The following is an 11,888-nucleotide window of genomic DNA, read 5'->3' as shown; positions in this document are numbered from 1 at the left end:
CGGTGGTCACCGGAGAAACGGATGCCGCCGTCGGCGATCAACGGAACGCCAGTGCCTTCAAGGGCAGCGGCAACGTTGGCGATGGCACTGATTTGCGGAACGCCGACACCGGCGACGATGCGCGTGGTGCAGATCGAGCCAGGGCCGATACCGACCTTGACTGCGTCAGCGCCTGCTTCGGCCAGAGCCTTGGCAGCGGCGCCGGTGGCGATGTTGCCGCCGATCACCTGCACATCAGGGAAATTCTGTTTGACCCAGCGAACGCGGTCGATCACGCCTTTGGAGTGACCGTGTGCGGTGTCGACCACCACCACGTCTACACCGGCATTGACCAGAGCGGCAACGCGGTCACCGGTGTCTTTACCGGTACCGACTGCAGCGCCAACGCGCAGACGACCTTGATCGTCCTTGCTGGCCAGCGGGTAAGCCTTGGCTTTTTCGATGTCGTTGACGGTCATCATGCCTTTGAGGGCGAATTTGTCGTCGACGATCAGCACGCGCTCGATGCGGTGCTTGTGCAGCAGTTCACGGGCTTCGTTCTTGCTGGCGCCTTCCTTGATCGTGACCAGACGCTCTTTCGGCGTCATGACTTCACGGACAGTGGCGTCCAGACGGTTTTCGAAGCGTACGTCACGGGAAGTGACGATGCCGACCAGGTCGCCATCGTGCAGCACCGGAACGCCGGAAATGTTATGCATGCGGGTCAGTTCGAACAGATCACGCACGGTAGCATCGGCTTCGATGGTGATCGGATCCTTGACAACACCGGCTTCGAACTTCTTGACCTTGCGCACTTCGGCAGCTTGCTGCTCGATGGTCATGTTCTTGTGGATAATGCCGATGCCACCTTCCTGAGCCATGGCAATTGCCAGACGGGCTTCAGTCACGGTGTCCATGGCGGCAGAAACCAGAGGAATGTTCAGCTCGATGCCACGGGTAAGGCGGGTTTTCAGACTGACTTCGTTAGGAAGCACCTCGGAATAACCGGGCACTAGGAGAATGTCGTCGAAGGTCAAAGCTTCTTGGCTGATACGCAGCATCGCGGGGGCTCCCGAGCGGGAAAATGGAAGCGCGCCATTATAGTCAGACACCCCTTCGGGTTCAATGTAAAACTCTGTCTAATTCAGCATTACTGATATACGGAAATCCGCTCTGTGTAGGAGCTGCCGCAGGCTGCGATCTTTTGATCTGGTTTTTCAGGAATCAAAATCAAAAAGATCGCAGCCTGCGGCAGCTCCTACATGTTCAGAGTTCGACCTTTACCCAGCTCACCGGCAGGTCCAGCCAGTCGGCAAATTCGTCGATAAAGCTCTGTTTGAAGCCTGCTTCCAGCCAGTTGTTGAAGATAAATCCCAGGTTGGAAAAGCCGCACGGCTGCAAAAACAGAAAGCCGTTGATGTCATCTTCATGTCCGCATTCCGGGCAGGTAAAGTTGTCGGTGCGCCCTGGCATCCAGTCTTCGAGGCTTTCAAACAGCGCTTCGCCGACTTCTTTGCGGCACTCGGCACAACCTGCTTCTTCGAGAAAACCCTTGGCCGGGGTGTAGATGCAACGCTTGGTGATGATCTCCAGGCCATTGATCGGCTCGCCGAACGGCAACGCTTCCGGGTGCAACACCACCGCACGTGCGCCGTCGGCAATGGCATAGGCCATGCGGTTGCCGGTTCGCCCGCAAGTGGTCAGTTCTTCCTTGATGATGTTCTTGCGCACCAGCCAGCGCACGATCGCCCGGGCCCGGGGTTCGTGGACCGGCAGGGTGGAGATTTTCGGGACGATGATGCTTTGCGAATTCATGGTGCAAGCCTGCTGCAAATTCCGAGATAAACCCTTGTAGGAGTGAGCCTGCTCGCGATAGCGGTCTGTCAGACACATCAATATCGACTGAAACACCGTTATCGCGAGCAGGCTCACTCCTACAGGGAATTGCGGCCGGCAGCTTAATCCCTGACGAAATCCGGTCAAGTGCTGATGTAACGCCCGATCAGCGCAATCCCGCTGGCCAACACCAACCAGGTCACCAGCCGCACAAACGCCTCGCGCGACAAGCGCAGGGTCAGCCGCCGCCCGATCCACAACCCCAGCGCCATTGCCGGCAACAGACACACCGCCAGTACCAACAAGGGTAGCTCGGCATACACCCCGGCGATGGCAAACAGGCTCAAACGCACCACCGTGCTGCAACTGATCAGCGCACTTTGTGTGGCCCGGGCGGCGTCTTTCGGCAGACGACTGTTGAGATAGATCGCATATAAAAAGCCGCCACTGCCGAACAACGCCCCGAACAACCCGCCCACCGTGCCCATCGGCAGCGCCCAAGCGGTAGACAATTGCTCTGGCCGGGCTTTCACCGACAGGCTGTAAATCGCATAAGCGCTGATGAACAGCCCCATCAACAACAGCAGCACATCGGATTTGAGATTGAGCAGAAAAATCACCCCCAGCGTACAACCGACCGCCATGCATGGCAGCAGCCGCAACAATTCGGGTTTCGCCACATCCCTGCGCGATGGCAGCAAATTGCCAAACGCTGCGACGAAATCCAGCAGCACCAGCAACGGCACAATTTTCGAGAGTGGCATGAACAGAATCAGAATCGGTCCCGCCACCAGCGCCGTACCAAAACCGGCAATGCCGAACACGATGTAAGCCAGCGCGATACCCAGACTGATCACCGCCCAATCCCCGGCACTCCACGCCCACTGATCCAGCAACCCCAACACACTCATCGCCGCGCTTCCTTAATAAGCCTGAGATGACTTTAGCCAGCGCCGAGGGTTGCGACTAATATCATCAAAGCCGCCAACCCATCTCGAAAAGGCATACCTGGTGCTTTCAACCCGTCAATTGCGTTACTTCGTGGAAATCGCCGAGTGCGGAAGCTTCAGTGCGGCGGCCGAGCGCCTGTTCATCGCTCAATCGGCGCTGAGCCGACAGATCAAAGACATGGAAACCCGCCTGCAAACACCACTGTTCGAACGCACCGCACGCCAGCCTCGGCTCACGGCAGCGGGCGAAGCGTTTTTGCCGCGAGCGAGAAACCTGCTGAATGATCTGAGCAAGGCCAGCAACATGGCCACCGAGGTCGGCAATGGTCAGCTCGGCACTTTGCGCCTGAGTCATTCCAGCACCGTGTCGTTCAGCGGACATCTGCTACGTCAGATCAGCACTTATCTCGATCAGCAGACCGGCGTGTCGCTGGACATCGGCAAACTGTCCTCCGAAGCGCAGCTTGAGGAACTCGCCGAGGGACGACTCGACATCGGCCTGCTGCGCCTGCCGGTATTGCGTCAGCGCGAAGGTATTCAGATTGTGCCGCTGTTCACTGAACGCTTGTTGCTGGCGGTGCCTGCGGGACATCGATTGGCGGACGCGGATCACGTCGATCTGGCGCAACTGAAGGACGAGGCGTTCATCTCGATTCCCCACCCGCAACGCGGTGGCCTGAGTTATCTGTGCGCCGAGTTGTGCATGCGTCAGGGATTTTTCCCGAAAGCGGCGCGGGTCATGTCGCGCAAGACCACGCAGTTACAATTGATTCAGGCGGGTTTCGGCATCGCCCTGCTACCGGAATCGATGCAGGACATCGCCCCGCCCGGCGTAAGATTTCTGCCGCTGGCTGACCCCGACTGCCAAAGCATCGTCGCCCTCGCCTACCGCCAAAACCCCACCCCGCTGGTTCAAAACCTCATCAAGCACTTCACAAATCCCCTGTAGGAGCTGCCGAAGGCTGCGATCTTTTGATCTTGTCTTTTAAAAGCAAAGTCAAAAGATCGCAGCCTTCGGCAGCTCCTACACGGATCGTGCATTGACCTAGAGATTGCCTTTAAACTGCGCCCCATGATTAAAGATCCCTTTGCAAGACTTGGCCTGGACCGTGAGGTTCTGACCGTCAGCCAGCTCAACGGCCGCGCGCGGGTGTTGCTTGAAGACGTGTTCAGCAATATCTGGGTCGAAGGCGAAATCTCCAACCTCGCCCGACCTGCGTCCGGCCACATCTATTTCACGCTCAAGGACAGTGGCGCGCAGGTGCGTTGCGCACTGTTTCGCCAGAACGCGGCGCGGGTGCGTCAGGCGCTGAAGGACGGTCTGGCGGTCAAAGTGCGCGGCAAGGTTTCGCTGTTCGAAGGTCGTGGCGACTATCAGTTGATCCTCGACACCGTGGAACCGGCCGGTGACGGCGCGTTGCGGCTGGCTTTCGATGCATTGAAAGAAAAGCTCAGCGCCGAGGGTCTGTTCAGCGCCGAACGCAAAGTGCCGCTGCCCGCGCACCCGCAACGCATAGGCATCATCAGTTCGCCAACCGGCGCAGTGATTCGCGACATCATCAGCGTGTTCCGCCGTCGTGCGCCGCAGGTGCAACTGACGCTGATCCCGACTGCCGTGCAAGGTCGCGAGGCCACCGCACAAATCGTCCGTGCGCTGAAACTGGCGGATGCCCGTGGATTTGACGCGTTGATCCTCGCCCGTGGCGGCGGCTCGCTGGAGGATCTCTGGTGCTTCAACGAAGAGGCTGTGGCCCGGGCGGTTGATGCCTGTGTGACGCCGATTGTCAGCGCCGTCGGCCATGAAACCGACGTGTCGATCAGCGACTTTGTCGCTGACGTCCGCGCCCCGACGCCTTCCGCCGCTGCCGAATTGCTCGCCCCGGATTCCAGTGATCTGGTGCGCCGCGTTGAAAGCCTGCATCGGCGGCTGGTGATGCGCATGCGTGATCGCTTGATGCGTGATCGCCTGCGTCTGGAAGGCATTTCCCGCCGCCTGCGCCATCCCGGCGAACGCCTGCGTCAGCAAGCGCAGCGTCTGGATGATCTGGACATGCGCATGCGCCGTGCTTTCGAGCGCAGTCTCAATACCCGTCGCGAACGCCTGATCCGCCTCGAAACCCGTCTCGCCGGGCAACATCCGGGACGGCAACTGGCGCTGTTGCGTCAACGTCTCGACAGCCTCGCCGAACGCCTGCCGCGTGCCATCCGCGAGGGCCTGAAAAGCCGTCGCCTGCAACTACACAGTCAGATGCAGACGTTGCATGTGGTCAGCCCGCTGGCGACCCTAGGCCGTGGTTACAGCATTTTGCTGGATGAGCGCGGCAACGCGATTCGCAATGCAGCGCAGACCCATACCGGCCAGCGCCTGAAAGCCAAGCTCGGCGAAGGCGAACTGCAAGTGCGCGTCGAGGACAACCACCTCACGCCTGTCACCCTCTCTTTACTGGACTGATCCATGCCGCGTTTTCTGGCTCCACTGTTTCTGCTGTGCCTGACCTTCAACGCCCACGCCGACAGCTACATCACCCGGCTGCTGAACAAACCGGTGCCGGGCGGTGTGGCGGTGGTCGATCTGGGCGCGGCTGCACAAGCGCCGAAAGCCACGTATCAAGGCAAACCGGTGTTGGTGGTCAAGGAACAGAACAACTGGCTGGCGATTGTCGGCGTGCCGTTGACGGTCAAACCCGGCGCCCAGCAAATCAGCAGCGGCGGACGCAATCTGCCGTTCACCGTCGGCAACAAGAAATACCCGGAACAACACATCACCCTGAAGAACAAACAGCAGGTGAATCCGGATCAGTCGAACCTCAAGCGCATCGAAGGCGAGTTGGCCGAACAGATCAAGGCTTACCGCAGCTTCAGCCCGAATACGCCGAGCAACCTGCTGCTGGACAAACCGGTCAACGGGCCGCTGTCGAGCAAGTTTGGCGTGCGCCGGTTCTTCAATGGCGAAGAACGCAATCCTCACGCGGGCCTAGACTTTGCGGTGCCGGCCGGCACGCCGATCAAGACTCCGGCGGCGGGCAAGGTGATTTTGATCGGCAATTACTTCTTCAATGGCAACACGGTGTTTGTCGATCATGGTCAGGGCTTTATCAGCATGTTCTGTCACATGTCGAAGATCGACGTGAAGGTCGGCGATCAACTGGCACGCGGTGGTGTGGTGGGCAAGGTGGGTTCGACTGGGCGTGCGACCGGGCCGCACATGCACTGGAACGTCAGCCTGAATGATGCGCGGGTTGATCCGGCAATCTTCATTGGTGCGTTCCAACCCTGATTGATTTACTGATGACACCGGCCTCATCGCTAGCAGGCTAGCTCCCACAGGGTATTTGTGTGGTTGTGGGAGCCAGCCTGCTGGCGATGACTGACTCAACGTCACCGCAAATCCTTCTAAAACCCCACCACCCTCAATTGCGCACCAGTCCAACCCCGCGCAAACATCAATACAATCACGATCATTACGCACAATAAAATCTCGCAAAACCCCGCTTTTCGAGTATTCCTCTCAATTTTTTTCGACCGCTTGCCATCCTCCCCCCTCGCGGTTAGGGTTGAAAGCATGAAAACCTCTCACACCCTTATTCAGCTTCGCCAGCACCGCAGTCTGTGCCTCGTTAGTGCACGACTGCCGGGCTGAATCGCTGCGCCTCGTCCCAAGCTTTTCCCCGAACATTCGTTCCACCGGCAGGCCGCCTCTTTTCGGCCCAGACAATAAGGAATTTCCCGATGAGCATGCTCAAAGACCCGTCTTCGAAATACCGCGCGTTTCCCGTCATCAACCTGCCGGATCGCACCTGGCCGTCGAAAACCATCGACACCGCGCCGATCTGGTGCAGCTCCGACCTGCGTGACGGCAACCAGTCGCTGATCGAGCCGATGGACGCGGTAAAGAAGCTGCGCTTCTGGAAAACCCTGGTGCAGGTTGGCGTTAAAGAAATCGAAGCTTCGTTCCCGGCCGCTTCGCAAACCGACTTCGACTTCGTGCGTACGCTGATCGAAGACGGCCATATCCCGGACGACACCACCATTCAGGTGCTGACCCAGGGCCGCGAAGACTTGATCGAGCGCACCTTCGAATCCCTGCGCGGAGCGAAGAAAGCCATCGTTCACCTGTACAACGCCACGTCGCCATCCTTCCGTCGCATTGTCTTCAACCAAGACAAGGACGGCATCAAGGCCATCGCGGTCAACGCTGCCAAGCTGTTCGTCAAATACGCCGCCCAGCAGCCCGACACCGAGTGGACCTTCGAATACTCGCCAGAAACCTTCAGCGCCACCGAGCTGGAGTTCGCCAAGGAAGTCTGTGATGCGGTGATCGAGGTCTGGAACCCGACGCCTGAGCACAAGATGATCCTCAACCTGCCAGCCACTGTTGAGTGCGCGACGCCAAACATCTACGCCGACCAGATCGAGTGGTTCGGCCGCAACATCAATCGTCGTGACAGCGTGATCATCAGCCTGCACACCCACAACGACCGTGGCACTGGCGTAGCCGCCACCGAGCTGGGCCTGATGGCCGGCGCCGACCGTGTCGAAGGCTGCCTGTTCGGCAACGGCGAGCGTACCGGTAACGTCGATCTGGTCACCGTGGCATTGAACATGTACACCCAGGGCATCAACCCTGAGCTGGACTTCTCCGACATCGACGGCGTACGCAAAGTTGTCGAAGAGTGCAACCAGATCCAGGTTCACCCGCGTCACCCGTATGTTGGCGATCTGGTGCACACCGCGTTCTCCGGCTCGCACCAGGACGCGATCCGCAAGGGCTTCAGCCAGCAGAAACCGGATACCTTGTGGGAAGTGCCGTACCTGCCGATCGACCCGGCCGACATTGGCCGCAGCTACGAAGCAGTGATCCGCGTGAACAGCCAGTCGGGCAAGGGCGGCATCGCTTACTTGCTGGAGCAGGAATACGGCATCAGCCTGCCACGTCGCATGCAGATCGAGTTCAGCCAGGTGGTGCAGCGTGAAACCGACCGTCTGGGGCTGGAGATGACCGCCAAGCAGATTCACTCGCTGTTGATCAGCGAATACCTGCAAGCCAACACCCCGTACGCGCTGGTCAGCCATCGCCTGCAGGAAGAAAACGGCAACAGCGCCGTCGAAGTGGAAGTGGCGAGCAAGGGTCAGGGCGAAACCAACCTGCACTGGCGCGGCAAAGGCAACGGCGCGCTGGAAGCACTGGTCGCCGGCCTGCCGATTCCGGTGGAGATCATGGACTACAACGAACACGCGATCGGCGCGGGCACCAACGCCAAAGCGGCGGCCTACATCGAGCTGCGTGTGAACGGCGAACGTGCGGTACACGGCGTGGGCATCGATGAAAACATCACCACCGCCAGCTTCAAGGCGCTGTTCAGTGCTCTGAACCGCTCCCTGAGCCAGCCGGAAGCGAAAGCGGCGTAAGCGTTCGCTGAAATGCAAAAGGCCCCGGAGTGAAAACTTCGGGGCCTTTTTTTGCCTGATGGTTTTGTATCGAAGCTGATGCCCTCTTCGCGAGCAGGCTCACTCCTACAGTGGATTTGTGTTGCGAATACCATCACTTGTAGGAGTGAGCCTGCTCGCGATAGAGGCAGCTCAGACAGCAAAAATATCAGGTGAACTCAAAGGTATCCGCATCCAGATTCGCCGGAAAACGCTCGCGATACGCCGCCAGCGCCGCTGCCTCCAGCACAACCTTGAACACCCCATCCGCCTCCCCCGCCGCCAACAACGTCTCGCCCTGGAAGTCCAGCACCTGGCTGTCTCCGGTGTAAGCGAAGCCTTTGCCATCGGTACCAACACGATTCACCGCCGCCACGTAGCACAGGTTCTCGATGGCCCGTGCCGGCAGCAAGCGGTTCCAGTGCAAACGCCGCGCGCCGGGCCAGTTGGCGGTGTACAGCAGCAAGTCCGTGTCTTGCGCATCACGGCTCCACACCGGAAAGCGCAGGTCGTAGCAAATCAACGGGCGGATGCGCCAGCCCTTGAGCTCGAACTGCACCTGGCGTTCGCCGGGGGTGTAGTGATTGTGCTCGCCGGCCATGCGGAACAGATGACGCTTGTCGTAATGCCAGACCTCGCCATCCGGCCGCGCCCACAACAAGCGATTGCGATGGCTGCCGTCGGCGGCCTGAATGATCACGCTGCCGGTGATCACCGCATTGAGCTTCGCCGCCTGCGCACGCAGCCATTTGCTGGTCGGGCCATTTTCAGGTTCGGCGAGGGTTTCCGATTCCATCGAGAAACCGGTGGTGAACATTTCCGGGAGGATGATCAGATCCGCCCCGCGCGCCTGTTCCAGCAACACGTCGAAATGCTCAAGGTTGGCCTGACGATCATGCCAGGCCAGTGTGGTCTGGATCAGCGCCAGATTGAGATCGGGTAACGCACTCAGATCACGCATAGTTTTGCCGCCGCTTCACGCAGCGTCTCCTCGCGTTTGGCAAAGCACAGACGCACCAGGCGCTGGCCTTCGGGTGGATTCTGGTAGAACACCGACACCGGAATACTCGCAACGCCGTGTTCGCGGGTCATCCACATCGCCATCTCGACATCGTTCAGGTCGGGACGGATTTGCGAATAATCGACCAACTGGAAGTAGGTGCCGGTGACGCGAGTGAAAGTGAATCGCGACGGTGCCAGCAGATCGCAGAACAGATCACGCTTGGCCTGATAGAACGCCGGCAGCTCTTCGACGTGTTCCGGGTGTTCGGCCATGTAATCGGCCAGTGCATATTGCAGCGGTGTCACGCCGCAGAAACTGACGTACTGGTGCACTTTGCGCAGTTCGGCGGTCAGCGCCGGTGGCGCGACCACGTAACCAGTTTTCCAGCCGGTAACGTGGTAAGTCTTGCCGAACGAGCTGACCACAAAGGCACGCTGATACAGCTCTTCATGAGCCAATACACTGACATGCGGCACGCCGTCGAACACCAGATGTTCGTAGACCTCATCGCTGATCACGTAGATATCGCGATCACGGATCAACGCTGCCAATTGGTCGAGTTCAGCCCGGCTGATCAACGCGCCGCTCGGGTTGTGCGGGGTGTTGAGAATGATCATCCGCGTACGGGGACTGAGTGCCGCGCCGAGCTTGTCGAAATCGATGGAGAAGTCATTCAGGCCAAGCTGCACATGCACGCAACGACCGCCGGCCAACTCTACCGCTGGCTCGTAGCTGTCATAGGCCGGGTCGAAAACGATAACTTCGTCGCCGTTGTGGATAACTGCTTGAATGGCACAGAAGATCGCCTGAGTCGCGCCGGGCGTTACCGTGACTTCAGTGTCCGCATTCACCTTGACGCCATAACTGCGGGCGATCTTCGCTGCGATCTGCTCGCGCAGCGCTGGCAGGCCGGTCATTGGCGAATACTGGTTATGGCCACTGGCGATGTGCCGACCCACCGCGTCACGCAACGACTGCGGGCCGTCGAAATCAGGGAAACCCTGGGACAGGTTGATCGCTCCGGTCTGCGCCGCGAGCTGAGACATCTGCGTGAAAATAGTGATGCCGACATTCGGCAGCTTACTGGTGATCATCGGGGGTTCCCTGCTCTGCTCCCCGCTCTGACGACGGCACGGGAGAGCCCGAGGATAGCCCATCCGGCGCCCATAAAAAAAGGGCGCTCTGGCGAGCACCCTTTTTATCGCCGAACCCTGTAGGAGCTGCCGCAGGCTGCGATCTTTTGATCTTGTTTTTAAATCAAAATCAAAAGATCGCAGCCTGCGGCAGCTCCTACATGAAGCAATGGATTACTTCTTGTCGCGGCGCTTCTTGCTGGCTTTCTTGTTGTGCGACATCAAACGACGCTTCTTGTTGACCTGGCGGTCTGTCAGCGTGTTCTTGTTGCCTTCGTACGGGTTCTCGCCGCCCTTGAACTCGATGCGGATCGGCGTACCGACCAGCTTCAGCACACGACGGTAAGTGTTCTCCAGATAGCGCACATACGACTTCGGCACTTTCTCGATCTGGTTACCGTGGATCACGATGATCGGCGGGTTGGCACCACCCAAGTGGGCGTAACGCAGCTTGATCCGACGGTTGTTGACCATCGGTGGCGCGTGCTCGCCAACGGCGTCTTCGAGGATCTGGGTCAGACGGTTGGTCGGCCAGCGGGTGACCGCGGACTTGAACGAGTTCTGCACCGAAGCGTAGAGGTTGCCTACGCCAGTACCGTGCAACGCCGAGATGAAGTGAATGTCGGCGTAGTCAACGAAGAACAGACGACGCTGCAGCTCGACCTTCACGAAGTCGCGCTCGCTCGGCGTCATGCCGTCCCACTTGTTGATCGCGATGACCAGCGCACGACCCGACTCAATGGCGAAGCCCAGCAGGTTGAGGTCGTGATCGACCACACCTTCACGGGCATCCATCACGAAGATCACGACGTTGGCGTCTTTGATCGCCTGCAGGGTTTTGACCACGGAGAATTTTTCGACTTCTTCGTGGATCTTGCCGCGCTTGCGCACACCGGCGGTGTCGATCAGCGTGTACTTCTCTTCATTCCGTTCGAACGGGATGTAGATACTGTCGCGCGTGGTGCCGGGTTGGTCGTACACGATAACCCGGTCTTCACCGAGCATACGGTTGACCAGCGTCGACTTGCCAACGTTCGGACGACCGATGATGGCGATCTTGATCCCGTCTTTTTCGCTAGGGCCAGGAATGCGCTTGGCTTCCTCGCCTTCGGCAACGATCTCTTCTTCGCCGTCTTCCGGCTCTTCTTCATCTCTCGGGAAGTCGCCCAGAGCGATTTCCAGCATCTGGGTGATGCCACGGCCGTGAGCACCGGCGATAGGAATCGCGTGGCCCATGCCCAACGGAGCGAATTCGGCGCGGGCCATTTCAGGGTCGATGTTGTCGACCTTGTTGGCAACCACGTAGGAACGCTTGTTACGTTTGCGCAAATGCTCGGCGATCATCTGGTCGGCGGCGGTAAAACCGGCCTTGGCATCTACCAGGAACAGAACGACATCGGCTTCTTCAATGGCCAGCAGCGACTGCTCGGCCATTTTTTCGTCCATACCATGCTCGTCACCGGAGATACCGCCGGTGTCGACCAGAATGTAGGAACGCCCTTGCCACTTGGCCTCACCGTACTGGCGATCACGGGTCTGACCGGAAAAGTCGCCGACAAT

At 59.1% G+C, this 11,888-nt stretch carries 10 protein-coding genes; 4 read left to right on the top strand and 6 right to left on the bottom strand.

Annotation, left to right across the window (positions count from 1 at the left end; translation table 11 throughout):
* The 3 genes from ACIOZM_RS29690 to ACIOZM_RS29680 all read right to left on the bottom strand — a co-directional run.
* The coding region (locus ACIOZM_RS29690) for an IMP dehydrogenase (protein WP_401220748.1) at positions 1–1,040 on the bottom strand (1,040 nt) is incomplete at its 3' end.
* 205 nt (positions 1,041–1,245) lie between these two features.
* A complete protein-coding gene (locus tag ACIOZM_RS29685; protein ID WP_401220746.1) occupies positions 1,246–1,794 on the bottom strand; it encodes a sugar ABC transporter ATPase in 549 nt (182 codons plus the stop codon).
* 164 nt (positions 1,795–1,958) lie between these two features.
* Positions 1,959–2,726: a sulfite exporter TauE/SafE family protein gene (locus ACIOZM_RS29680; RefSeq protein ID WP_401220743.1), complete on the bottom strand. Its 768-nt coding sequence runs from the start codon at positions 2,724–2,726 to the stop codon at positions 1,959–1,961.
* Positions 2,727–2,826: 100 nt separating this feature from the next.
* On the opposite strand from ACIOZM_RS29680, the gene ACIOZM_RS29675 reads away from it, so the two are divergent.
* The 4 genes from ACIOZM_RS29675 (at position 2,827) to leuA (ending at position 8,174) form a co-directional block, all read left to right on the top strand.
* Entirely contained in the window at positions 2,827–3,714 is an 888-nt protein-coding gene (locus tag ACIOZM_RS29675) for a LysR family transcriptional regulator (RefSeq protein ID WP_401220741.1), read from the top strand.
* A gap of 123 nt (positions 3,715–3,837) precedes the next feature.
* A complete protein-coding gene (xseA, locus tag ACIOZM_RS29670; protein ID WP_401220738.1) occupies positions 3,838–5,217 on the top strand; it encodes an exodeoxyribonuclease VII large subunit in 1,380 nt (459 codons plus the stop codon).
* 3 nt (positions 5,218–5,220) lie between these two features.
* Positions 5,221–6,042, top strand: coding sequence for a peptidoglycan DD-metalloendopeptidase family protein (locus ACIOZM_RS29665; RefSeq protein WP_401220736.1), 822 nt, complete (start codon positions 5,221–5,223; stop codon positions 6,040–6,042).
* A gap of 452 nt (positions 6,043–6,494) precedes the next feature.
* Positions 6,495–8,174 carry a 2-isopropylmalate synthase gene (gene leuA, locus ACIOZM_RS29660; RefSeq protein ID WP_401220733.1) on the top strand — a complete coding sequence of 560 codons (1,680 nt, stop codon included), beginning with the start codon at positions 6,495–6,497 and terminating at the stop codon, positions 8,172–8,174.
* A 187-nt stretch (positions 8,175–8,361) separates the two neighbouring features.
* Here the strand turns inward: leuA and ACIOZM_RS29655 are convergent, their stop codons facing one another.
* From ACIOZM_RS29655 to der, 3 genes are all read right to left on the bottom strand, one after another.
* On the bottom strand, positions 8,362–9,153 hold the full coding sequence (locus ACIOZM_RS29655; protein WP_401220731.1) for an amidohydrolase: 792 nt from the start codon (positions 9,151–9,153) through the stop codon (positions 8,362–8,364).
* Positions 9,141–10,289 carry a pyridoxal phosphate-dependent aminotransferase gene (locus ACIOZM_RS29650; RefSeq protein ID WP_401220729.1) on the bottom strand — a complete coding sequence of 383 codons (1,149 nt, stop codon included), beginning with the start codon at positions 10,287–10,289 and terminating at the stop codon, positions 9,141–9,143. The genes ACIOZM_RS29655 and ACIOZM_RS29650 overlap by 13 nt, the downstream gene beginning before the upstream one ends.
* A 213-nt stretch (positions 10,290–10,502) precedes the next feature.
* Positions 10,503–11,888: ribosome biogenesis GTPase Der (gene der, locus ACIOZM_RS29645; RefSeq protein WP_401220726.1), on the bottom strand; the 1,386-nt coding region annotated here is incomplete at its 5' end.

The sequence above is a fragment of the Pseudomonas sp. NPDC087346 genome (assembly GCF_044744235.1).
Classification (GTDB): domain Bacteria; phylum Pseudomonadota; class Gammaproteobacteria; order Pseudomonadales; family Pseudomonadaceae; genus Aquipseudomonas.
Note: the sequence above shows the minus strand (reverse complement) of the source record. Positions and strands in the feature narration are given on the sequence as shown.

Bases quoted from the DNA above. Each gene is read 5' to 3' on its own strand.
- ACIOZM_RS29655 (WP_401220731.1), bottom strand. From the start codon at position 9,153: ATGCGTGATCTGAGTGCGTTACCCGATCTCAATCTGGCGCTGATCCAG.
- ACIOZM_RS29650 (WP_401220729.1), bottom strand. From the start codon at position 10,289: ATGATCACCAGTAAGCTGCCGAATGTCGGCATCACTATTTTCACGCAG.
- leuA (WP_401220733.1), top strand. From the start codon at position 6,495: ATGAGCATGCTCAAAGACCCGTCTTCGAAATACCGCGCGTTTCCCGTC.
- xseA (WP_401220738.1), top strand. From the start codon at position 3,838: ATGATTAAAGATCCCTTTGCAAGACTTGGCCTGGACCGTGAGGTTCTG.
- ACIOZM_RS29680 (WP_401220743.1), bottom strand. From the start codon at position 2,726: ATGAGTGTGTTGGGGTTGCTGGATCAGTGGGCGTGGAGTGCCGGGGAT.
- ACIOZM_RS29685 (WP_401220746.1), bottom strand. From the start codon at position 1,794: ATGAATTCGCAAAGCATCATCGTCCCGAAAATCTCCACCCTGCCGGTC.
- ACIOZM_RS29665 (WP_401220736.1), top strand. From the start codon at position 5,221: ATGCCGCGTTTTCTGGCTCCACTGTTTCTGCTGTGCCTGACCTTCAAC.